Origin of the sequence: Clostridium estertheticum subsp. estertheticum (genome assembly GCF_001877035.1) — a bacterium.
Classification (GTDB): domain Bacteria; phylum Bacillota; class Clostridia; order Clostridiales; family Clostridiaceae; genus Clostridium_AD; species Clostridium_AD estertheticum.
The window spans coordinates 3,573,449-3,597,543 of the sequence record NZ_CP015756.1; the positions used below are offsets into that span (position 1 = coordinate 3,573,449).

20 protein-coding genes are annotated in these 24,095 nt (G+C 31.7%); 1 reads left to right on the plus strand and 19 read right to left on the minus strand.

The window, feature by feature from the left end; genetic code table 11:
- Positions 1 to 38: 38 nt before the first annotated feature.
- The 17 genes from A7L45_RS16855 to A7L45_RS16930 form a co-directional block, all read right to left on the minus strand.
- Complete coding sequence (locus tag A7L45_RS16855) at positions 39 to 1,406, minus strand: GlmL-related ornithine degradation protein (protein ID WP_071613870.1); 1,368 nt, start codon at positions 1,404 to 1,406, stop codon at positions 39 to 41.
- A gap of 17 nt (positions 1,407 to 1,423) precedes the next feature.
- The gene (gene oraE / locus A7L45_RS16860) at positions 1,424 to 3,634 is read right to left on the minus strand and encodes a D-ornithine 4,5-aminomutase subunit OraE (RefSeq protein WP_071613871.1); all 2,211 of its coding nucleotides are present in this window, start codon (positions 3,632 to 3,634) and stop codon (positions 1,424 to 1,426) included.
- Positions 3,634 to 3,999, minus strand: a complete 366-nt coding sequence (locus A7L45_RS16865; RefSeq protein WP_071613872.1) for an ornithine aminomutase subunit alpha — start codon at positions 3,997 to 3,999, stop codon at positions 3,634 to 3,636. The genes oraE and A7L45_RS16865 overlap by 1 nt, the downstream gene beginning before the upstream one ends.
- A 17-nt stretch (positions 4,000 to 4,016) precedes the next feature.
- Complete coding sequence (gene ortB, locus A7L45_RS16870) at positions 4,017 to 5,429, minus strand: 2-amino-4-oxopentanoate thiolase subunit OrtB (protein ID WP_071613873.1); 1,413 nt, start codon at positions 5,427 to 5,429, stop codon at positions 4,017 to 4,019.
- A 41-nt stretch (positions 5,430 to 5,470) separates the two neighbouring features.
- Positions 5,471 to 5,761 (minus strand): 2-amino-4-oxopentanoate thiolase subunit OrtA, encoded by a 291-nt coding sequence (gene ortA / locus A7L45_RS16875; RefSeq protein ID WP_071613874.1) that lies wholly within the window; start codon positions 5,759 to 5,761, stop codon positions 5,471 to 5,473.
- A gap of 269 nt (positions 5,762 to 6,030) precedes the next feature.
- Complete coding sequence (locus tag A7L45_RS16880) at positions 6,031 to 7,416, minus strand: sigma-54 interaction domain-containing protein (RefSeq protein ID WP_071613875.1); 1,386 nt, start codon at positions 7,414 to 7,416, stop codon at positions 6,031 to 6,033.
- 250 nt (positions 7,417 to 7,666) lie between these two features.
- Positions 7,667 to 8,719: an aldose epimerase family protein gene (locus tag A7L45_RS16885; protein WP_071613876.1), complete on the minus strand. Its 1,053-nt coding sequence runs from the start codon at positions 8,717 to 8,719 to the stop codon at positions 7,667 to 7,669.
- A 131-nt stretch (positions 8,720 to 8,850) separates the two neighbouring features.
- Positions 8,851 to 10,029, minus strand: a complete 1,179-nt coding sequence (locus tag A7L45_RS16890; RefSeq protein WP_071615024.1) for an ROK family transcriptional regulator — start codon at positions 10,027 to 10,029, stop codon at positions 8,851 to 8,853.
- Between the two features lie 17 nt (positions 10,030 to 10,046).
- The gene (xylB, locus tag A7L45_RS16895) at positions 10,047 to 11,558 is read right to left on the minus strand and encodes a xylulokinase (RefSeq protein WP_071613877.1); all 1,512 of its coding nucleotides are present in this window, start codon (positions 11,556 to 11,558) and stop codon (positions 10,047 to 10,049) included.
- Positions 11,559 to 11,714: 156 nt separating this feature from the next.
- Positions 11,715 to 13,502: a cache domain-containing sensor histidine kinase gene (locus A7L45_RS16900; RefSeq protein WP_071613878.1), complete on the minus strand. Its 1,788-nt coding sequence runs from the start codon at positions 13,500 to 13,502 to the stop codon at positions 11,715 to 11,717.
- On the minus strand, positions 13,495 to 13,632 hold the full coding sequence (locus tag A7L45_RS23585) for a hypothetical protein (protein ID WP_170288011.1): 138 nt from the start codon (positions 13,630 to 13,632) through the stop codon (positions 13,495 to 13,497). Before A7L45_RS23585 ends, A7L45_RS16900 begins: the two co-directional genes overlap by 8 nt.
- A 55-nt stretch (positions 13,633 to 13,687) precedes the next feature.
- Positions 13,688 to 14,704: a galactofuranose ABC transporter, permease protein YjfF gene (yjfF, locus tag A7L45_RS16905; protein ID WP_071613879.1), complete on the minus strand. Its 1,017-nt coding sequence runs from the start codon at positions 14,702 to 14,704 to the stop codon at positions 13,688 to 13,690.
- Complete coding sequence (locus A7L45_RS16910) at positions 14,701 to 15,738, minus strand: ABC transporter permease (protein WP_071613880.1); 1,038 nt, start codon at positions 15,736 to 15,738, stop codon at positions 14,701 to 14,703. Before A7L45_RS16910 ends, yjfF begins: the two co-directional genes overlap by 4 nt.
- Positions 15,739 to 15,743: 5 nt before the next feature.
- Complete coding sequence (locus A7L45_RS16915; RefSeq protein ID WP_071613881.1) at positions 15,744 to 17,261, minus strand: sugar ABC transporter ATP-binding protein; 1,518 nt, start codon at positions 17,259 to 17,261, stop codon at positions 15,744 to 15,746.
- A 101-nt stretch (positions 17,262 to 17,362) separates the two neighbouring features.
- A complete protein-coding gene (locus A7L45_RS16920; protein WP_071613882.1) occupies positions 17,363 to 18,370 on the minus strand; it encodes an ABC transporter substrate-binding protein in 1,008 nt (335 codons plus the stop codon).
- A gap of 139 nt (positions 18,371 to 18,509) precedes the next feature.
- Positions 18,510 to 20,366, minus strand: a complete 1,857-nt coding sequence (locus tag A7L45_RS16925) for a substrate-binding domain-containing protein (RefSeq protein ID WP_071613883.1) — start codon at positions 20,364 to 20,366, stop codon at positions 18,510 to 18,512.
- On the minus strand, positions 20,367 to 21,572 hold the full coding sequence (locus tag A7L45_RS16930) for a response regulator transcription factor (protein WP_071613884.1): 1,206 nt from the start codon (positions 21,570 to 21,572) through the stop codon (positions 20,367 to 20,369).
- Positions 21,573 to 21,723: 151 nt separating this feature from the next.
- On the opposite strand from A7L45_RS16930, the gene nfsA reads away from it, so the two are divergent.
- Positions 21,724 to 22,461: an oxygen-insensitive NADPH nitroreductase gene (nfsA, locus tag A7L45_RS16935; RefSeq protein ID WP_071613885.1), complete on the plus strand. Its 738-nt coding sequence runs from the start codon at positions 21,724 to 21,726 to the stop codon at positions 22,459 to 22,461.
- A gap of 170 nt (positions 22,462 to 22,631) precedes the next feature.
- Here nfsA and pdxT read toward each other — a convergent pair whose 3' ends face one another.
- Positions 22,632 to 23,198: a pyridoxal 5'-phosphate synthase glutaminase subunit PdxT gene (gene pdxT / locus A7L45_RS16940; RefSeq protein ID WP_071613886.1), complete on the minus strand. Its 567-nt coding sequence runs from the start codon at positions 23,196 to 23,198 to the stop codon at positions 22,632 to 22,634.
- A gap of 2 nt (positions 23,199 to 23,200) precedes the next feature.
- A complete protein-coding gene (gene pdxS / locus A7L45_RS16945) occupies positions 23,201 to 24,070 on the minus strand; it encodes a pyridoxal 5'-phosphate synthase lyase subunit PdxS (protein WP_071613887.1) in 870 nt (289 codons plus the stop codon).
- Positions 24,071 to 24,095 lie beyond the last annotated feature (25 nt).

A 24,095-nucleotide genomic window follows, 5' to 3' on the forward strand; every position in this document is an offset into this window, starting at 1 on the left:
TTTTACAAATATTTGTTTAAATTTGACTCAAATCTATTTCAATTTATTTCCATATCTTTTGTTATCTCTAGACTTTGAATTAATAGGGCTTTCGCTACTTCTTTGTTTTCTCTGCTTAAAACCCCTGCGCAGGCCATAATATAATTTTTGTCAATTAGTACTTTAGCACCTTTTTTAGGTAACATTGTAACTTCATCTTTTAAGTACCTTATTTTCAAAAGCAAATTTTCTCCATTTGGAAGCCTTGTAAGTGCACCACCGGTACCTATTATATATTTAACCTCAGATAAATCCTTACCATAGGCTACAAACCCACTGTCACCATCATATTTTCTTTTTATAAATCCTACATGCCTATCTATTGCAACAGCTATAGCTTTCTTTGTTAGCAATCTACTTGCAAGTACATCCTCCTTATCTTTTGGTATAGGTTTTATATGCTCTTTTATATATTCAGTGCTAAATTCACCTAAGTCCCTATCATCAAGTAAATCGATTACATTTTTACTGTTAATAAAAACTCCAAGATCTCCTTCTACAGTTCTTTTAGCCTTTGGTTCAGGATTTATTAGCATATCTAAAACTACGCTACTTCCCTCTGTAACAGAATGCACATCGGTAGTAGCACCACCTACATCAAGAACTACTAAGTCTCCTATTATGTCATACAAAAGTTTTGAACTTTCCATAACTGCTCCTGGTGTTGGCATTATGCTTCCATTTACCATTTCTTTTATTTTACTCATCCCAGGTGCTTTTACAATGTTTTTTTCAAAGGCTTCTTGTATTATTTTTCTTGCAGGTTCCACATTTAAAATATCTACACTTGGGTAAACATTATCTATTAAATAAATTTCTTGCCCTACAAATATCTCTTTTATTTCTTCCCTATTTTCGCTGTTTCCACAGTAAACAATAGGGATACTAAATTTTTGGGCACTTATAAGTTCTGCATTATAAAGAGCTGTTTCCCTCTCACCATAATCCGTGCCTCCAGCAATCATTATCATATTAGGGTTTATATCATGTATCCTCTTTAAATCACTCCTTCTCATTTTCCCAGCAGTAACCATTTTTATTATGCCACCAGCACCAAGAGCAGCTTCTCTTGCTGCCTTAACCGTCATGTGCTCCATAAGACCATGAACAGTTATTCTAAGCCCACCTGCCGCACTAGAAGTTGCTAGCATTTTTTCCCACGTGATTGGTTCATGTATTTGATTTTCAATATCCTTGACTGCATTTTTTAACCCTATAGTTACATCACCGTCTGTTACAGTAGTACAGCTGTTACCTTGAAAAGGTATATCTACAAAAACCTGTCCTACCTTATCATAACATACGTTAAATGCTGTAACCAAGGTGGTGGTACTACCTATTTCAGCTACAAGATAATCTACCTTCACAAGCAATCACACTCCTTTTATTCTTCCTCTTCTTCATTATCAGGAAGACCCATTAACCTTTTAATTATGAATGAGGCAACAGAGGTGCCGTTTGATCCACGTCCAAAACCAACATCCATTCCGTTTGCTTTAGCTATTTCATCTGTTACTTGTGTACCACCTGAAACAAGTATAATCTTATCTCTTACTCCCTTTTCTATACAAAGATCACTAAGTTTTTTCATATTCTTTGTATGAACATCATTATGACTAATTATTGTACTACATAGTATCGCCTGAGCTTTTGACTCTATAGCTGCATCTACAAGTTTTTCTATTGGGCATGAAGTTCCAAGAAAAATTGCTTCTATACCAAATTTTTCAACTCCACCATGTTTAATATCAATGACTTCACGAACTCCAACTGAATGTTCATCTTCCCCAACAGTTGCTGCAACAACCTTTATTGGATGCTGCTTTACATAATCTTTCATTTGTTGATCTGATAGTGATTTTCTTCTCTTTGGAAGAACTAACTCATCACGTTTTATAGGTGTAAAATCACATACTCCTTTTATTTCAATGAGGGTTCCTTCAGCCTTTTGTAACACTTGTTTATGAACAATTTCTACATTTTTCAAATTCATTCTCTTGCCCATTTCAAGGGCTGCCGCCTCACTAATCTGTTCATTTTCCGGTATACATAAAGTGATTTTTACGTACCCATCTTTTGCCCATTGAACTTCAGGAATTATAGTACCATCTTCTTTAACTTTTTCCATTCTCTTAAATACATTATCGTTATCATCTAATTCATCGATGTATACAATTTTAGAATGATTACACAAGGTACATTCGTCAATAGCATCACAAGGTTTTTTATACTCTTTAGGAATATTATTATATCCAAAATGACCACAAACCGGTGCAAAATAATCTGATTCTCTCTTAACTATTGTTCCGACTGCATCTCCACCTAAAATTTTTCTTGCAATACCATCATCATTTCTTTCTGGGTACTGACCTGAGTCAATAAAAAATCCAGAATCTACAGCTTTAAAGTATCCACCAACCTCTAATATTTCCTCAAAGAACAAAACAGCTCTTTCCTGAATTTCTCTTGCCTTTTCTGGTAAATATCCTGTTTTCTTAAGCTCTATCATGTCCATTAATCCATCCATACCTATAAATGCCTGTTTAGCTGTATTAATAGCATGAATATTATTATAATGCCAAGGAACATTACGTCCTTCATCAGGAGTTATTGTACTTTGAATATCTGCTGATGTTAACTCAGATATTAAAAGATTCAAAGTATGTCCTACTGTAGCTTCTCTTTCACAAGATTCTATATATTTAGTATTCATTTGAGCTCTCATTTTATATTTTTTGAAAAACTCCCTTAGAGCAACTGCATAAGGCAAGTCATATCTCATACAAGGTGCTGGTGCTGATGTTGGAGGTACTGTCGATAAAGAAATATTTTCTGGTTTCATTCCAACAAGCTGCGAAAAACAAGAATTTATAGCATGTTGCACCATAAGTTCTGGCATTACCTTATAACCCTTCATAGCTGTTGCATTTGCATTATGCGCACCATCTATTTGAAGCATTCCAGCATGTGCCATGATGCCTTTTGCAACTGCAGCATCAACAAAAGATCTAACCATATTAATATTTCTATAAAGTACATTGTATTGTGGATCTTGATGGGCTCCATTAACCCCTTCTTCTGCAAACATAACTGCTACATCTGGACCTGCAACGCCAGACACATAGGAATGAAAATTAATCTTTCTACCCACTTCTTCTTCTATTAAATCTATAGCTTTTCTTGTTGCTCTAATTTCTTTTCTAGTTATTGGTACCCCACCAAACCCTTCTGGGCTTCCTTCAAGTAAACCATCAAAATGACTTTGTCCCATTGTCCTAATAACCATTAGATGATCCGCACCGTGCCATGCTGCCATTCTCATTCTTCTTATATCATCTTCAAATCTACCTGAAGCAATTTCTGTGGTAATAGTAGCTCTTGGTTGTGGGTCTATATTTCCAAAGCTCCTTGCTGCTGGAAGAGGTTGACTCTTCTTTAAAGGCGATGATATTTCATGATATGTGAATTCACCAACTTTTCCAGTTTCATTTTTTTCTCTCCAATGCCATCCTCTCCATTTAGGCTCATACTTATCTAGATCCTTTAATATTTCTTCTACATTAAGTTTTGTATTTTCCTCTAGCTTTTCCTGCATTAATTGTCACTTCCTTTCATTTTTTCAGATACGACATCCCAGCCTATTCCTTTAGAAAGTTCCACTCCTGCTTTAATATAATCAATATTTTTAAGCTTTGCATAAGTTAAAATTACATTTCCTATCCCCTTGCCAAGTAAGTTCCATTTAGTTCCATAAGATATTATGGGCTGAGCTTGCAAACTAGAAAAGCCCATTCTAAGTACTACAGAACGTTCAATAGCTGGTGACGTATGAGTATATGCTAAATCAACCATAGGTTTTACTACTTGATTTGTAAGACTCCAAAACCTGTCATACAATTGATCATTTGTTAAATTTTTTAAATGTTCTCGTCTTTTCTCGAAATCATCTTCTCTTTTCATAAATTAAATACCCCTTCCTAACATATTTCGACGTTATGTTGTTTTAATATTTCTACAATTTTTTCTTTGGGCAACTTTGTTTCCAATGACAAAAATTCAATATCAACCTGCTGCGCTTTATTCTCACCTAATTTCTTAATTACATTTTTCATATATGATTTTTTTAACACTTCCATATCGATATCAGTGACTTTCACCTTTGATGGATGAGATGGAATTACTATATTCTCACCTGGTATTTGCTCCTTTGGATCACCAACATAAACTTTAATTCCATTTTCTTTAGCAAAATTAAGTTGAGGTAATAAATGTTTCCCAGCTCCCGTATATTCAGTCTCTTGAACAACTATGATAGCATCATCATCATATTCTTGAGCAATTGCAAACGCCGCTACTAAGGATACATTTCCTGCTGGTCCTCGCTCGAGTCCTTCAAGCTGTGCTAATATTTCAGTCATCCAAAATACATCACCCTGAGTAGTTGTTACATATCTATCTAAATATCTTAAAGGTCTAGCCGCACTTCTAGGTACATCTGACCTATCAGGATTCGTCATAAATGGAATCCCAAATCCTGTATGACCTGTAGTAAACGATTTCTTGTTGAAGTCTATATCAGATGCCATATGAAGACCCGAAAGATCAACTGATGCTCCTATTATCTTTGTCTTTGTAGAACCAGCTCTAATAAGCCCTCTTGCCGTACCAGTAACATTGCCACCACCTGCATGAGTTATAATAACAGCATCCGGTTCTTTCCCTAATTTTTCTCTGCACTGCTCAGCTATTTCATAGCCTAATGTTTCAATTCCTGCTACTCCATAAGATGAATATAATGAAGCATTATAATAACCTGTATCTTCAAGTATTTTTAGGTAAGTATAAAACAATTCAGGACCTACAGAAAGTCTAACAACTTCTGCTCCAAATCCTTCACATTTTCTTCCTTTTTCTAATATCTCTGGTTGCCCTACTTTTCTTGAATCATAACATTCGTTTGCTATTATACATTTAAGTCCTCTTATATTTGCTTGAGATGCAACTGCGGCTCCATAATTACCTGAAGTAGCTGCTCCTACGCCAGTATATCCTCTCTTCATTGCATCAAATACAGATACACACGCCCTTCTATCTTTAAAACTTCCGGATGGGTTAGCGCTTTCATCTTTTACAAATATTCTAGCCGCATGTCCAGTCGTTGAAACCTTTCTTGCAAGTTTTGTTAAATTTCTTAATTCTAGAAGTGGAGTATTTCCTACTCCCACCTCGTTTTGAATTCTTTTAACTTCTTCAAACGAATATTCAACATCTCTCATCAAAGCCTCATAATCAAATGAAATCTTGCCAGTTTCATATTTACTATAATCTATCCCTATAGATTTTAGAATTATATCATTCTTTCTAGACATAAGCTTTTCATATTTATTCACAATGTATAACCTCCTATTAAAATAGATTTAAATTCATTATTTTACTGAGATATAATCTCTCTAGCTTGTTTTCCTATATTACTTATTTCATCAACATACTTACCATATGTGTGGTAATATCCTGGTTCTATTTGAACGACTATTCCTCTAGCGATTCTACCTACATTAGTTTCAACATGTACCTCATTTCCTAATTCACAATCACTGAGACACTTTCCACGTATCCAGCATTTAAGAGGAGTTTTCTTTGTCTCATCTGGAATATTTTTTGCTCTATCTTTTGGTGTTAAAACGATCTCTTCTACTTCAACCCAGGTGCCTTTTTTAATCATAATTTTACCTCCCTAAATCAAAATTATTATTAAGGTATTTTATTAATATGCTTATTTTAGTAGTAGCAATTATCATGCCAAATAAAAACGCACGTATTTAAGCCATTGCTTAAATACGTGCGTTTTTTATTTGCAAAATATTCTGCATGTTTGATTATAATAAAAAGTTTCAACTAATAATTCCCAGTAGATTCAGTGTCTTCTCAAGTTAACTATACATGCAAAATGTTTTGCATGTATAGCAAATAATCTTGCTTATTTTAATAATCTTATATTATTTTATGTATTTTTATTTTATATTGAAGATTTTGTCTTGAAATACTAAGTTCTCTAGCTGTTTTACTAACATTATAATTATTCTTTTTTAATATTTTTTCGATTATTTCTTTTTCAATATTACTCATATAACATTCTAAATTAAATCTTCCATCTAAATTTGATAAAACATCACAAGTATTTTGGTTATTTTCATATACAATCCTAGAATCAAAATAATTTTCTGTTAGGATCGAATTATTATCTGCCATATTCATTGCAGCTTCAATAACATTTGTTAATTCACGAATATTTCCTGGCCAACTATATTCTTTAAGTTTTCTCAGCATATTATCATCTATACCTTTTATATTTTTACCTAAGATTTTATTATATTTTTCAATTAGTTTTTCTACAAATAAAATAATATCATCTTTTCTTTCTCTTAACGGAGGAATATCTATTCTCAGCACACTTAACCTATAATAAAAATCCTTTCTTAATTTACCACTTTCTATAAGTTTCTGTGGTTCCTCATTTAATGTGGCTATTATTCTTACATCAATGTATATACTTTTAGTGCTCCCAATAGGCCTTATATACCCGTCTTGAAGTACTCTTAGAAGTTTAGATTGAAGATACGGTTCCAGCGAATTAACTTCATCTAACAAAATGGTTCCATGATTTGCTTCTTCAAACAATCCTTTTTTATTCTCAGCTCCTGTAAAACTTCCCTTTTCTGTACCAAAAAGCATTCCTTCTAACAATAGGGCAGGAATAGCTGCACAATTTATAGGAATAAACGGCTTATCTTTTCTTAAACCACAATAATGAATACTTTGAGAAAAAACTTCTTTTCCTGAACCAGTTTCAGCATATAATAGTACGGATGAACTTGACATACTAGCCTTTTTAGCCTTTTCTATAATACTTTTCATAACAGAATTATCACTATAAATATCACTAAATATATAATGTCTATTCATCTTTTTATCTAAATTTTGTAATTTACAAATGTTTTCCGTTAACTCTTTTAACTGAGTCATGTCTTTAGCTATTTCAATTACTGCTATAACCTTATTTTCTAAAGTTACTGGAATAGTGGTATTTATAGTAGTCACTTTCTTCTTGTATCCATTACCATAATGTTGTATTAAATCTACTATTTTTTCACCAGACTTTAATACGTTCATAAGTGTAGACTCATCCTCTTTTACATCCTCTAGATACTCATTAACCTTTTTACCTATTACCTCTATAGGTTCTACACCTTCTACTTTTCCCATAACACTATTGTAATATATAGTTCTGCCTTCACAGTCTATTACATGAATTCCTTCCTCCAAATTTTCTAATAAACAGCCCAATATTTTCTCAGCATTTGGAAATTCATTATCCATTTTTTAGATTTAGTGAGCATTGTATTATAAGTATACAAACACACTAAATACTCACTTCCTTTCTATATTCCGTATATATTATGTTAAAGCTTTCTTTTATATATTTATTTAATTTATATTGAATTTCACATGTAAAGCATATCATACAAATTATAGAAATGCTACATTACATTGGAACTTATACAAAAAGTAAAAAGTGAATTTCACCCTCTCATATGGGGTGAAATTCACTTTCAATAAAAAAATATTCTTACCTTACTGAAAATTTGTATATTGTTTTATGATTGTAATTTTGTTTTGCTTTAAGTATTGGTGAATCAAAATTCTTAGTATTAATAGCATTAGGAAAATATTGCGTTTCAAGGCATAAAGCATCTCTTTTATTATATGTTGCGCCACCTTTTCCTAGCTCTAGTCCCGTAAGAAAGTTTGCTGTATAAAACTGTACTCCTGGTTTAGTTGTATAAACTTCCATAACACGCCCACTTTTTTCATCGTAAACTTCGGCTGCCTTTTCAAGTTTTTTACCAGTAGTATTAATTATATAGTTATGATCATAACCATTACCGAACACAATTTGTTCATAACTACTTGATATATTCTCCCCAACATATGTTAACTCTCTAAAATCCATTGGAGTATCCTTTACATCGGCTATTTCACCCGTAGGTATAGCATTTTTATTGTTCTTTGTAAATTTATCAGCATTAATCATAACCTTATGTTTTAAAATATCTCCTGAGCCCTGACCTGATAGGTTAAAATAAGAATGATTAGTAAGATTTACTATAGTATCTTTATCAGAGATAGCATTATACTCTATTTTTAATTCATTATCCTCAGAAACCGTAAACTTAACAGATACATTAAGATTTCCTGGATATCCTTCCTCACCGTCAACGCTAAGGTAAGATAATTCTATACTATCACTCGTATCTTTTGATCCGAGTTTTTCTTCCCACACCTTTTTATCAAATCCAACTATTCCACCATGTATATGATTTTCGCCTTCATTTTTAGCTACATTATACTTAGTTCCATTGATCTCAAAACTTGCAGTTCTTATTCTATTAGCAACTCGACCAATTGTTGCTCCAAAGAAATAGTTGTACTTTCTATAATCTTCTAATGTATCGTAGCCTAAAACTACATCATCAAATTTGCCATTACTTCCTTGAACCTTTAATGATACTAATGTTCCTCCATAATTACTAACCTGCGCAACCATACCTTTGGAGTTTTTTATAGTGAAAAGATATACTTCCTTTCCATCTATTATACCAAAATTTCTTTTTATACTCATAACCCACTCTTCCCTTCTTATATACTATATGTCCATCAAATAACTTTTCATATTTATTTGTATAAAACAATTTATTTTATTATATACCATATAATTGTTATACATAATATAAAGTTACATAAATGTAGTATTTATATTATTTTTTTACTTGTAAAAAATATTTCTTGCATGGTCATTAACGAAGCCCCCAATATAGATGCGTTTTCTTTTAATTTTGAAAATGATAACTGGCATTCTTCTTTAGTGTAAAAACTATTTTTTTCAAAAACCTTTTTCATCAAAAGTTCTTTAAAATACTCTTCATAGTAGGCAATTTTTCCTCCTATAATAATTTCTTCAGGGTCCGTTATTAAAATAATATTTTTAATTCCTTCTGCAAGATAATCAATATAACTATAGAGAATTTCTTTTGCCTTTTCATCCGCTTTAGTTAGCCTAAAAAATTCTTTTAAATTTTTATCCTTTACATTAAATCCCTCGTTATACTTGTTTATTAATGCTTTTTCAGAAGCATATAGTTCAAAGCATCCTTTTTTGCCACAATTACATTGTTTTCCATCTTTTACTATAGTCATATGACCAAACTCACCAGCACGCTTATTATTTCCCTTGTAAAGATTGTCATTTATCATTACTCCTGCACCTATTCCCTCTGTTATAGAAACAAAAACTAGATTTTTTATAACTTTATCAGGATTCAAAAATGTTTCAGCATAAGCTGCTGCATTTGCTTCATTCTCTATAAAAAATTTATAATTATATAGTTTTTCATATTTTTTAAAATCTATATTGTTTAATTTTAAATTTGGTGCATTTACCAAAAGCAGTTCCTCTTCATTCACAGTACCCGGAAGCGAAAAACCTACACCAATTATCTTATCCTTTGGTATATTAAAACCATTAACTAATTCATCCACACATTCTTTAATCTTATCCATTATTGTATCTATACTCTCAATGTCTTCTGATAATTTAAATTCATCTTCTTTAATTATCTCGAGATTAAGGTTAATTAATGCGATTCTTATTTTACTAGGAGTTATACAAACTCCAAATGAATATCTAGCATCTGGTAAAAATCTTACAATAATTGGCTTTCTTCCCCCTGTAGATTCAGCTACTCCTGCCTCATCCAAGTATCCCTCTTCTATAAGCTCATTTACATTACTAATAACAGTAGGGATGCTTATATGAAGTTCTTTTGCTATTTCCTGTTTTGTAATCTGACTTTTATTATATAAAAGTTGTATTATATTCTTTTTATTTATTTGTTTAATAGTTTCTTGATCTAAAATTTTAAACTTTTTCAAAAAATCACCCATCCTACCTAGTCTTCCTTAGAATCTAACTCGCTTAGTTCTTTAAATTTATCTTTTAAGCAGCCATAAAGTGAAGCATAAACCTTATATGTTTTATCATATTTATCAACATCTTTTTCTATTGGCATTATAATATCTGTTATCTTGATTAATGAATTACAAGCATCATCAACATTATCATAAAGTCCACAACCTACTGCAGCCAAAATTGCTGCTCCATATGCAGGCCCTTCCTTAGAATTTATTGAACTAACTTTTAAATTAAATACACTTGCTAATATTTGCTTCCAAAGCGTGCTTTTTGAACCACCACCACTTACTCTTACTTCTTTTACTTCTACGCCCATACTCTTTAAAATCTCTAAAGAATCCCGAAGACCAAAACATACTCCTTCAAGAACAGAACGTGTCATATCACCCCTGGTATGAGTTATATTTAAACCTATGAATGCCCCTTTTGCATCAGGATCACTATAAGGTGTCCTCTCTCCCATAAGATATGGTAGATAAATTAAGCCTTTAGAACCTGCAACTGAATTTTCAGCCTCTGTTAGTAAGACTTCAAAAGAATTCTCCATTGTATCTAAATTTATATTATCATTCCACCACTGCAAACATGATGCTGCTGAAAGCATGACTCCCATTTGATGATATCTACCATTTGCATGACAAAATGAATGCAATCTATTCTTACTATCTACTGAAAACTTTTTGTCACAAGCAAATACCACACCAGAAGTACCAAGTGCTACAGAAACTACACCACTATCAACGGTCCCTGTCCCAACAGCACCTGCTGCTTGATCTCCAGCCCCTGCAACCACTAGTGTTTCCGTAGAAAGTCCAGTAACCTTTGCAGCCTCAATACATACTCTTCCCGTTACTTGATATGATTCAAATACTTTAGGTAAAACTTCCTCATTTATTTCTAAAATCTTCAACATTTCCTTAGACCATTTTCTATTCTTAACATCAAACATTAAAGTTCCTGATGCATCAGACACATCTGTTGCAAACAACCCTGTAAGTTTAAATCTTATGTAGTCTTTTGGCAACATAATCTTATATATTTTATTATATATATCTGGTTTATGTTTTTTAACCCATAATACCTTAGGTGCGGTAAAACCGGTTAATGCCATGTTAGCCGTATATTTAGAAAGTTTATCCTGCCCTATAACATTATTTAGATATTCACATTCTTCTTGTGTTCTTTGATCACACCACAAAATTGCAGGCATTAATACCTTATTATCTTTATCCAAAAGCACTAAGCCATGCATTTGACCACTAAATCCTATTCCTTTTATTTCATCTGATTTTAAACCACTTAACTTAATAATTTCTTTAATGCCTTCTTTTGTGCCATCCCACCAGTCATCCGGATTTTGCTCTGCCCACCCTATATGTGGGTAACTTATTTCAAAATTTTTAGTAGCAGTGTTTACTACCTTGCCACTTTCATCCATAATTATAATTTTCACTGAAGAAGTACCTAAGTCAATCCCTAAAAAATACATATTTATCCCCCCAAGAGTTTAATTTGATCTCTATTTTATATCTATATTGTAATCGTTTCACTAAACTTTTTCAAGTGATTTTAAAAAGATTTTAGAAAATAAAAATGAACTATAGACCCAAAAATAATTCGTAAATATTGCATTGTTACATATTCCTTAATTCTTTATAATTGGATGCCACAATACCACTGTAGTACCTTCTCCATAAATACTATGATATTCCAATCCAAACTCTTCACCATATGTCAATTTTATTTTTTCATTTACATTGAAAATACCATATCCAATTACATCGTTTGAGGTTGTTTTACCTTTTAACATTTCATTTATCTTCATTAATTTTTCATCCTCTATGCCTATACCATTATCCTGAATTACAAAACAAATTTTTTCATTTTCAATCATGCCACTTATTTTAATATGACCACTACCTCTTTTTTCCTTAATACCATGATAAATTGCATTTTCTACAATTGGCTGCAATATTAATTTTATTACACTTAAATTTAATATTTCCTTCTGCATGTTAATTTCGTAATTAAGCTTATCCTCATACCTAATTTTTTGAATTAATAAATAGCTTTCCACATGTTTAATTTCTTGAGATATTTTAATGTTCTCCTCCCCAGCACTTAATCCAATTCTTAAAAGATTAGTTAAATTATAAGTTATATCAACTATATCTTGTGCATCATGTTCTTGCGCCATCCATTGAATTGTATCTAATGTGTTATATATAAAGTGTGGTTTTATTTGAGCATGTAATATACTTATCTCAGCTTTTCTCTTCTTTTTAGCTTCCGTTTCCACTAACATAATTAGATTTTTGATTTCTCTAACCATATTATTAAATGCATTTCCAAGTTCACCAATTTCATCATCGTATTTACTATTAAAAACCACATTGAAATTTCCTTCTTCAGTCTTTTTCATAAGCCTCTTAAGTTTTGAAATAGGCCCTACTATAGACCTTGTGAAAAATGTTGCTAATATTTCCGCGATAAGTAAAGTAATTATAGCAATTATTATGGAGTAATATACTAAAGAATCTATGACCTTTAAACTTTCATTTAGAGGAAATACTTCAACAGTTTTCCACCCTGTATAGGTTGAATTTCCATGAATTATTTTATAATCATTTTCCTTAATTCTCTTAATTAAAATTTCACCACTTAAGTTATCAGTCCACTCACTTTTTATTCTATATACTATTTTATTAACTGGTGAATATACTATTTCACCATTGTTATCTACAATATATACAAATCCATTTTTTGCAGGCTTAGCATGTTCAATTACACTTTTTATAATATCTAGTTTCATGTCTATGAGAATTACGCCAATACATTTACCCGTTTTCTTATCAACTACAGCCTTTGACATAGATACCACATCATCAGCACTGTATTGAAAAACATTATTAATATTTCTACCTACAGGTTTACTAAAAAGATGCATAGTAATGGGATTTTTCGCTGCATCCAAGTACCATTTTTCTTTTGTAAGTGCATCTCTTGAAATTCTGCCCATAACATCACTTACAAATGTATCATCTTGTTTAACTATCATTATCCCTGCTATCTCTGAATGAAATGTAGTGAAACTATTTATAGCCTTAGATGACTCCTCAACCCGCATACTATCACTATCTTTTTTGTTTATACTACTGTTAGTATTGTTGCAAAGAAAGCTTAGAATTCTTGGATCCTCAGATAAATAATTAATTATATTTTCTGTATCTTTTATATAAAAATCAATATTATTACTTATTTGACTTACCATTTGCCTTATATTTTCATTTTGTTGATTAGTAATTGAATTTTTATATAACAAATTCCCCAAAATCGAAATCGTAACTATCGGTATTAAAATTACTAGGGAGAAATAAAAAGACAATTTATATTTTATACTTTTATCAAAGAAAATTTTTACAAATTTATTCATCTTCTCTCCTCCTATTAGTTTCATTACCATCATAACCAAAAATTATAATTTGTACAATAATTACATAGATAGCAATTTTTGAATTAAAATCATTCTGTGTTAACTCTCTCTTACTCTTTAGACGCGACATGAAAAAGAAGTATCTAAAAATAAATTTTAAATACTTCTTTTGGTATTGATTACATCTAAACTTTCATTGTTATTGCTACGGTCTTTTTCTTTTCGTTACTTATTACAATTACCCTTTGAAGAACAATAAAGATAAATAACAGTAATCCAACTACAATTTTTGTCCACCATGAGTTCAAGGTTCCATCGAACATGATTAAACTTTGAATAATCCCAGTAGTTAGCACACCAAACATTGGCCCTATTGGGTATCCAGATCCTCCTGTTAATAGTATGCCCCCTATTACGCAAGCTGCTATGGCATCCATTTCAGTCCCATTACAATGTAGCCCATAACCTGAAAGCGTATATATTGTGAATAACAAGCCTCCTAATGAAGAGCAAAATCCAGATAGGGTGTATACCAAAATTTTAGTCCTTGCAACTGGAAGTCCCATAAGCATTGCAGAATTTTCACTTCCACCAATTGCATATATAGTCCTACCAAATTTTGTGTATTTAAGCATATATGCCGCTACCGCTACTATAAGTAAAGCTATTATTACATTAATAGAGATAAACGCCCCTGGTAAAACAGGCATTCTAAAAGCAGCAATCTTAGTAAAAACTGGATTAGTTATAGTTATAGTATCTATACTAATAAGGTAGCTTGAACCTCTAGCAAAAAACATACCTGCTAGTGTTACAATCCAAGGATGAAGTTTGAATTTTTGAATTAAATATCCTTGAACTGTACCAAAAACAACACCTATTAACAGAACAAAAATCATAACAATAAATGGATTTACACCTTTTCTTAGTAGGTCTGCACAAATCATACTTGTGAAAGCGATCATAGCACCCACCGAAAGATCAATTCCACCTGTGAGTATTGCGAATGTTTCTCCAATGGATATAACAATTAAATACGCATTATCAATAAATAAATTTGATAATACCTGTGCTGAGAAAAAACCATCATATAACACCGAACCAGTTAAAAACATAATTATGAATAGAGTTATCGTAGCATAAATAGAAATATACGCAGGGTTTAACTTAAAGTTTTCTTTTCTAATCTTAACTTGTTTCATATTCTTTCCACCTTCTTTGCATTCAGATTATTTTTATTATGAAACAATCTTCCGTTAAACATTTTCCTGAACTCTGTAGTTTGAATTAAGCACACCACAATTACGACAACAGCCTTTACAACTAAGGTAACTTCTGGTGGTACTCCCATACTATAAATTGTGGTTGTTAATGTTTGGATAAATAATGCCCCTATAACAGTTCCGCCTATATAAAACCTTCCCCCTGCCATCGAGGTTCCTCCAATAACTGTTGCAAGAATAGCATCCAATTCAAGCCACAACCCTGCATTGTTTGCATCTGCACATTTTATATTTGAACATATAATAATTCCAGCAATTCCAGACAAAATACCGCAAATTACATATAGAGAAAAAATTACTCTTTTAGAATTAATACCTGCAAATTTGCTGGCACTGTTATTCACTCCTATAGATTCAACAAATAATCCAAGAGCAGTCTTTCGCATTAAATAAAATACAATCCCTACAACTAAAACTGTTATATATACTGCAAAAGGTATAACCCAATAACCAGTACCTATAAAAATAAAAGTTTTATTTGTAAATGTTAATATTTGTCCACCTGTTACTAACTGTGCAATACCTCTACCCACTATATACAAAATCAAAGTAGCGACCATGGGTTGTACTCCTATATACGCTACTAGCATTCCATTCCACATACCACAAATAAGTCCAACAAATATACCCGCAAGTATAGCAAGAGGGACATTACCACTCATAACAATAACAGATGCTGAAACAGAAGCACTAATAGCGATGATAGATCCCACCGAAATATCTATCCCTTGCGTTGCAATAACAATGGTCATTCCAATGGATATAAGAATAAGTGGAGCCGCATGGTTAATTATGTCAATTAGGTTTCCATATAAATGACCATCCCTAATATTAATGCTTACGAAGCCAGGTCTAATTACAAAATTTAAAAATATTAATACAATTAAAGATGCTACTGGCCAAAAGATCTGCATTGCATAAAACTTTTTAAATATATCTTTAATTTTGTGCATTGTTTTTACCCTCTCCCTGCAATTGCTTGCATAATATTCTTTTCTTGTATATCTTCCCCAATTAGTTCTTTAATGATTTTTCTATCTCTGAGCACAAGCACTCTATCACAACTTCTTACTATTTCCTGAAGTTCTGAGGAAATAAATAAAATAGTTACCCCCTCACTCGCGAGCTTAGCAATAAGTTTTTCAATTTCATATTTTGCACCTACATCTATGCCTCTTGTAGGTTCATCCAAAATCAAAAGCTGGGGATCTGTAGCAAGCCACCTTGCTAATATTACTTTTTGCTGATTTCCACCACTTAAATTATCAATTCTTTGTTCCATACTAGGTGTTTTAATAGACAATAAATCTATATACTTTTTAGCTATTTCCTGTTGCTTTTTAATTGACAAATATTTAATTATCCCACGTCTAGACTGAATAGCTAGTATTATGTTTTCCCTAATAGTTAATTGTCCAACAATACCTTCTACCTTTCTATCTTCAGGACAGAAACCAAAACCATCTAAAATTGCTTTTTTAGGATAAATATAAGAGTATTTCTTTTTTTTAATCTCAATGGTACCATGATCTGATTTATCTATACCAAAAATCAGCCTTGCAATTTCGCTTCTCCCTGATCCTAAAAGACCAGCTAGTCCAAGCACTTCTCCTTTTCTAATATCTATATCAAAGGGTTCAATTGTACCCTTTTTCCCAAATTGATGTGTTTCGATTAATTTCTCTCCACTAAGTTTTCTAGTAGTATTTTTAAAAGTGTTATTTAGCTTTTCTACTTCACCAATATCTTTTCCAATCATCTTAGAAATCAAATCAATACGAGTAAGATTTTTAGCCTCATAAGTTCCAACAAATTCTCCATTTCGAAGTACCGTAATTCTATCTGAGATTTCATAAACTTGATCTAGGAAATGAGTTACAAATAAGATTGACATTCCTTCTGATTTCAATTTTTTCATTACAACAAACAATTGTTTTGCTTCATTTGCATCTAAACTTGATGTTGGTTCATCTAATATTAATATACCCCTTGAAATATCCACCGCACGTGCAATTGCAACCATTTGTTGTATAGCAACAGAATAAGTAGATAATGTTTTTTTGACATCAATTTTTAAATTCAATCTATCCTCTAATAGTTTTGTAGCATTTTTATTCATCTCATTCCAATTAATACTCTTATTCTTCATAGGTTCACGGCCAATATAAATATTTTCAGCTACAGTAAGATTGAAACACAAATTAACTTCTTGATACACTGTACTTATGCCATGTTCTTGTGCATCTCTAGTAGAAGAAATAAAAATTTCTTTTCCATTTAATATTATTTTTCCTTTATCTATTTTATACACACCAGTAAGTACTTTTATTAGTGTTGACTTTCCTGCTCCATTTTCTCCCATAAGAGTATGGATTTCACCCTTTGCAAGCTGAAAATTTACAGATGATAAAGCGTTTACACCAGGAAATGTCTTACATATATTTTCCATTTTCAAAACTACATTGTTATCTTCCATCTTTTTTTCCCCTCCTTTTAACCTGGATATAGAAAAATCTATTTATAATATAAGAGCAGGATATTGTATAACATTCCTGCTCTTATATTAAAATTTACAAGTTAATATTTTCTGTTTGGTAACTCTGCGGTAGCTTGAGCTGCGGTGAATACACCTTCTTTTGATTTAACCCATCTATCTATTGGTTTACCTGCTAAAATTAATTTTGCAGTATCTAATAATTGTGGTCCAAGTAGCGGATTACACTCAACAGTTGCATTTGCTTTTCCATCAACCATAAATTGGAAGTATTCTTTAATACCATCTACTGCTACTACATATATGTCTTTTCCAGGTTTCTTTCCAGCTTCTTCAATGGCCTGAATTGCTCCTATAGCCATATCATCATTATGTGAAAATAGAACATTGATGTTATTTCCATCTGATTTCATGAAAGCTTCCATAACTTCTTTACCCTTTGCACGTGTGAAATCACCAGTTTGTGATTTTACGATCTTATAATTCGGGCAATCTGCAATACCTTCCTTAAACCCTTTTTGACGTCCAACCATAGCACTTGATCCAACAGTTCCTTGGATTTCAGCTATATTTAATTTTGCTGCTTTCCCAAACTTGTCTACTAATATTTTTGCCACTTTTTTTCCTTCTGCTTCCATGTCTGATCCTAAGAATCCAGCATATAGAGATTGATCTGAAACCTTTACACCTCTATCTACTATAATTACTGGTATCTTTGCATCTTTTGCTTCTTTTAATACTGTGTCCCAACCATTTTCAACAACTGGATCTAAAGCAATAATATCAACTTTTTGTGCTATAAAAGATCTAATAGCTTTTATTTGATTTTCTTGTTTTTGTTGCCCATCTGAGAATTTTAATTCAAATGTTGGATCTAAAGTTGGAATCGTTTTTATTGAAGCAGTTTCTGCTGTTCTCCAGCCACTTTCCGCACCAACCTGAGCAAATCCAATAACTTTTTTCTTCGAAGTATCAGTTGCAGTTGGCGTCGCTTTAGCCCCATCAGTTGTAGCCTTCGTACCACATCCAGCAAACATTGTAGTCACTAGAATAGCTGCAGATAAAAATGCAATAATCTTTTTGTTTTTCATTAATAAACCCCCTCTAATATTATCATTGTATCGTTTACAAGTATTATATATCTATTTTACATTACTGTATTTACACTAATCGGCTATTTTTTACACTATTTGGAACAAAAAAATATAACTCTGCATTTGCAGAGCTATATTAATATTTCCTATTCTTAAATTCTTTTGCTGAATTTATTTTTGTAAAGACATCCTCAGCATTTACTATTTTCAATGGAACTTCAATACCTTCCATTATTTGCTGAGCAGTTTTCATTAATTGAGGCCCGAGTAGTGGGTTGCACTCTACAGTACTGTACATTTCTCCTTTTTTTATAGAAAGCAATGCTTGCTTAGTAGCATCTATTCCAATAACAATAATATCTTTTCCTGGAACAAGTCCAGCATCTTTTATAGCGTCAATAGCACCAAGTGCCATATCATCATTAAGAGCGAATACTATATTTATTTTTTTATTCTTTGAGTTAATAAATTTTTTCATTACTTCCTTTCCCTCATCAAGATTAAAGTTTCCAGTACCTTCTGCTACTATTTTATAATTATGATGGTCTTTAATTACTTCATTAAATCCCAATTCTCTTTCAATTTCAGGAGCTGAACCTATAGTTCCTTTAAGTTCGAAGATATTTGCTTCTTTATCCTTAAAGTGTTCTATTAATAATCTTGCAGCACGTCGTCCCTCCTCCTGAAAATCTGAACCAATATTACAAGTCCAGAGCGAATCATCTGAGTCAACACTTCTATCACATAAAATCACCGGAATACCTGCATTTTTTGCCTCAAATAAAACATCGTCCCACCCGGTCTTCACAAAAGGTGAAAATGCAATTATATCCACTCTCTTTTTTATTAGTTCTCTAATTAATTGTTTCTGATCCTTTTGGGTATATCCTTCTTCTCTAAAATCTAAATTAATACTGGCATCATTTGCTGCATTTTTAATTGATTTTGCATTTGCATCTCTCCATCTACTCTCTGACATCAATTGAGCATACCCTAGCACTATGTTTTTATTATCCACTAAATTCTTTGATTTATTATTTAAATATTGATTTACGTTTCCAATAGTAATTTTATCACTCTTTAATATTATTTTTTTTGGTATGTCACTCCTTTTATTTAAAATATCCATTGCATAATTTACAGCTTCGCTTCCACCCGTTTTACAGGTAAAAGTACCACTTAGAATTCCCTTAGAAACCAAATCTAATCCACTATTTTCTCCAGTAAGACCATCTACCCCAATAATTTTTATGTTTTTAAGCCCTAATTTGTAAACAGCTTTATAAGCCCCTAATGCCATATAGTCATTATGTGCAAAAATAACATTTACGTCTTTATCTCCTTGTAAAGCCTGCGTAACTTTATCTTCTGCTTCATCTCTTTGCCAATTACAAACTATGGTGTTAGATATTTCAATATTTTTATGATCTTTGAGAACCGATCTAAAGCCATTACTCCTCGATATAACAGGTGAAGAATCTGATAAACCCTGAACCTCGATAACTTTACCTTTACCTTGTCCAATTAAATTTATAACAAAATTTCCTGCTTTAGTACCTATTTTTTCATTGTCTGGTCCAATATATAATGAGTAATCATAGCCTTCAACAGCTCTATCAAGAACTATTACTGGCATTGATTTATATACTTGTCTCACTAATGGTGTCAATTTATTTGAATCATTTATAGATACAATTAATAAGTCCACCCCATCATCTACAAGTTCATTTATATCTTTTTTTTGTTTATCTGTATCTCCTCCAGCATCTTTATACACAATTTTTATATTTTTATATTTTTTTGACGCCTCTATTATTTCATCATTCATAGAAATTCTCCAAGGTTCTGTCAAATTTGCTTGAGACATTCCAATAACAAATTCTACGCCTCCAGATTTTTTTATGCAAATTGATTTAATAATAATTGCTGAACTAGCAATAATAAGGACTAACACAAATAAATATATACCTTTTGCTCTAATGTATTTAACCAATCACATACTCCTCCCCCTATATTCTGTTGGGGCAAACCCCATAACCTTCTTAAATGCCTTGCAAAAGTAATGTTGGTTACTATATCCTACAGCCTGCGCAATTTCATAAATCTTATATTTAGGATCATCCATCATACAAATAGATTTATTAATTCTATACTTTGTAAGATAATCAATAAAAGAAAGTCCCGCTTCTTTTTTTAATAATTTGCTTAAGTAAGAAGAACTTAAATTAAATTTATCTGCTACATCGCCTAAATTTAAATCGTTTACATTGTAATTGGTATCTATATATCTAGTAGCTAAAAGAACTATAGGTTTATAAGCAGCTATTTTATCTATACTAGCAATAATTTCATTATACGTGTTTTTTACTCCCGAGATACCACTTAGGCTCCTTTTGTGTTCTATAATTACAGTAAAGTGTAAATAATAATATATTTTATTTTCAATTTCATTTGCTATGTTTAACCAATCGTAAGCATTCATAACATTACTAATTATAACAATGTTATTATCTTCATCAGTATATGTTATTTCTGGCTTAACTTTGCTCATTAACTCAAGTGTAACATTAATTAACGCAAAATTTAATAGTTCTCTATCCCAGTTTTTTGAATATACCTCATGGTTTAACCTTTCTATTACTTTAATTACTACAACTTCTATGTCAGCATCGAAATTATATTTAAAAAATTTTAACTCATTTAATATTTCCGCGTATTCATAACTTCCATTTAACCAATTATTTAAAAAAGCTTGTTTTAACATATCAAAATTTTCGTCTAATCGTCTGTCCGCCCAATCTAAATATACTTTTTTCTCTTCATTCTTTCTTATTTCTTGTATTGCTTTATTTACTGTATCTATAAGCACTTCTTTTGGAACTGGTTTTAAAAGATAATCAAATGTTTTAAGCTTCAGTGCCTCATGCATATACTCAAACTCATCATATCCTGTTATTATTATTATAATACAATTTTGGTCTTTTTCATTCAATTTTCTAATAAGCTCCAAACCATTTAAAAATGGCATACATATGTCTAAAAAGATTATATCAGGTTTTAATTTTTCTGTTTGATTTAATGCTATTTCACCATCTTCAGCCTCACCAACCACTTCAATATTGAACTCATTCCAATTTAAGGCATTTCTTAACCCCTTCCTAATCCTTGGTTCATCGTCAGCAATTAAAAGCTTATACATAACCTTCACACTCCAGTAATTTTATAAGGTTTCTTACATATAATATACTACTAAATTTTGTAAGTGTAAATTTATTTCTCTACTCTCGTTATTACTTTAATTTTTTTATGGTATATTATTGGTATGATTAAAATAAAAGGTGGTTAAAAATATGAATGAAACAATAAATTTATTAAAAAATCACAAATCTATAAGAAAATATAAAGATCAACCTATCGAGAAAGAGAAGGTAAAAACCATTATTGAATGTGCTCAATGTGCCTCAACTTCTAGTTTTATTCAAGCCTACACAATTATAAATGTAGTTAATATGGATAATAGGAAAAACATAGCCCATCTTGCAGGGGATCAAAGTTATGTGGAGAAGTGCCCTTTATTTTTAATTTTCTGTGCGGATTTAAGCCGTAGTAAGAATTCATGTGAAATTAATGATAGAACTATGGCTGAGGTAAATACTGAAACTTTTATTTTAGCAACCGTGGATGCATCTCTTGCTGCTCAAAATGCTTTAATAGCTGCCGAATCCCTAGGCCTAGGTGGAGTTTATATAGGTGGAATTCGAAATAATCCAGGAGAAATATGCAAGATCTTAAACATTCCATCTGGTGTATACCCTGTATTTGGAATGTGTATTGGTTATCCGTGTGTTAATCCGGATAAAAAAGAGAGGTTACCTCAGGATGTAATATTTAAAACAGATGTATATAACATAAATGGTGATGCATCGTTAATAAAAAAATATGATACACATATTACTGATTATTATGAGAAAAGAACTAAAGGTAAAAGATTCGATACATGGACAAATCAAGTGTCTGGTTTAATGAGCAAACCTCAAAGGCCTCATATGAAAGATTTTTTAGACAAACAAGGATTTAAATTTAAATAACCTAAAATATCATGCCTCTAGGCTGCTATAATAGCACATTACTATATCATAAAAAAATATTCCCATACATAACCATTTTCAAACAAGCTTGAAAATAAATATGTATGGGAATATTTTTAAGTTACATTTTTTTGCCTTATGCTTAATTTTAATAATAATTATATATTGTTCTATTTGCACATATTTATGAAATATTTATGAATTTCTAAGTTATTTGTAAGTTCCGGATGGAAAGCTGTAACAAACATATTATTTTGTTTCACTGCTACAATTTTATCGAAAACTTTGCATATTATTTTAACATTACTTGTCACTTCTGTAATTACTGGCCCACGTATAAAAACTAGCGGCAAGGGTTCACCTGAAATCTCACTAATTATAACCTCTCTTTTAAAACTATTAATTTGGCTTCCATAGGCATTTCTTTTTACTTTAATATCCATAACTTTAAGATGTCCATCTATTTCGCCCTCAATAGCTTTAGCAAGTAAAATCATACCAGCGCAAGTTCCCCATACCGGTAATCCTGAAAGTATTTTATTCCTTAGAGGTATAAGCATTTTTGTCTCCCTTAAAAGTTTACCTATTGTTGTACTCTCACCACCAGGAAGTATTATTCCATTTATCCCTTCCATATCTTCAAGTTTTTTAACCTCTATCCCAACATGACCAAGTTTTGTAATATGATTTATATGCTCGATAACATCTCCTTGAAGTGATAAAACACCTATTTTCAACTTTACCAACCTCTCTTGGCAAACTTCTCTTTAATTTCACTTATCTCTATGCCACTCATTGCTTCCCCAAGATTTTCTGAAACTTTTGCAACAACTTTTGGATCATTGTAATATGTAGTTGCAAGTACTATTGCTTTTGCCCTAGCTTCCGGATTTTCTGCTTTAAAAATTCCTGAACCTACAAAAACTCCTTCTGATCCAAGTTGCATCATAAGTGCTGCATCAGCCGGGGTTGCTATTCCGCCTGCTGCAAAATTTACTACTGGAAGTTTACCATTTTTCCATACATATTCTATTAAATTAATAGGTGCCCCAAACTCTTTAGCAATTGTCATTAGTTCTTCTTTGGGAGCATTTTTAACTTTGCGAATTTCATCCATTATACATCTCATGTGCCTAACAGCTTCTACCACATTGCCTGTGCCTGCTTCACCTTTTGTTCTTATCATTGCAGCACCTTCTCCGATTCTTCTTAGTGCCTCACCTAAATTTCTTGCTCCGCAAACATAAGGAACTTTAAAATCCCACTTATTTATATGATACTGCTCATCTGCTGGAGTCAAAACTTCGCTCTCATCTATAAAATCCACCCCTATTTCTTGAAGAATTTGCGCTTCAACAAAATGGCCTATTCTACCCTTAGCCATTACTGGAATAGTTACCGCAGCCTTTATTTCTTTAATCATTTTAGGGTCAGACATTCTAGCTACTCCACCTTCTTTTCTAATATCTGAGGGCACTCTTTCTAATGCCATTACCGCGCAGGCCCCTGCATTCTCTGCTATTATTGCCTGCTCAACATTCACTACATCCATGATTACTCCACCCTTTAACATCTGAGCCAAGTTCTTGTTTATTTCATATCTTTCCATAATAAACCTCCCCTTAAAATATTTA

Excerpts from the sequence above, each read along its gene's own strand:
- oraE (WP_071613871.1), bottom strand. The coding sequence starts at position 3,634 with ATGCAGGAAAAGCTAGAGGAAAATACAAAACTTAATGTAGAAGAAATA.
- A7L45_RS16865 (WP_071613872.1), bottom strand. The coding sequence starts at position 3,999 with ATGAAAAGAGAAGATGATTTCGAGAAAAGACGAGAACATTTAAAAAAT.
- ortA (WP_071613874.1), bottom strand. The coding sequence starts at position 5,761 with ATGATTAAAAAAGGCACCTGGGTTGAAGTAGAAGAGATCGTTTTAACA.
- A7L45_RS16880 (WP_071613875.1), bottom strand. The coding sequence starts at position 7,416 with ATGGATAATGAATTTCCAAATGCTGAGAAAATATTGGGCTGTTTATTA.
- A7L45_RS16885 (WP_071613876.1), bottom strand. The coding sequence starts at position 8,719 with ATGAGTATAAAAAGAAATTTTGGTATAATAGATGGAAAGGAAGTATAT.
- xylB (WP_071613877.1), bottom strand. The coding sequence starts at position 11,558 with ATGTATTTTTTAGGGATTGACTTAGGTACTTCTTCAGTGAAAATTATA.
- A7L45_RS16900 (WP_071613878.1), bottom strand. The coding sequence starts at position 13,502 with ATGAATAAATTTGTAAAAATTTTCTTTGATAAAAGTATAAAATATAAA.
- A7L45_RS23585 (WP_170288011.1), bottom strand. The coding sequence starts at position 13,632 with ATGTCGCGTCTAAAGAGTAAGAGAGAGTTAACACAGAATGATTTTAAT.
- yjfF (WP_071613879.1), bottom strand. The coding sequence starts at position 14,704 with ATGAAACAAGTTAAGATTAGAAAAGAAAACTTTAAGTTAAACCCTGCG.
- A7L45_RS16910 (WP_071613880.1), bottom strand. The coding sequence starts at position 15,738 with ATGCACAAAATTAAAGATATATTTAAAAAGTTTTATGCAATGCAGATC.
- A7L45_RS16915 (WP_071613881.1), bottom strand. The coding sequence starts at position 17,261 with ATGGAAGATAACAATGTAGTTTTGAAAATGGAAAATATATGTAAGACA.
- A7L45_RS16920 (WP_071613882.1), bottom strand. The coding sequence starts at position 18,370 with ATGAAAAACAAAAAGATTATTGCATTTTTATCTGCAGCTATTCTAGTG.
- A7L45_RS16930 (WP_071613884.1), bottom strand. The coding sequence starts at position 21,572 with ATGTATAAGCTTTTAATTGCTGACGATGAACCAAGGATTAGGAAGGGG.
- nfsA (WP_071613885.1), top strand. The coding sequence starts at position 21,724 with ATGAATGAAACAATAAATTTATTAAAAAATCACAAATCTATAAGAAAA.
- pdxS (WP_071613887.1), bottom strand. The coding sequence starts at position 24,070 with ATGGAAAGATATGAAATAAACAAGAACTTGGCTCAGATGTTAAAGGGT.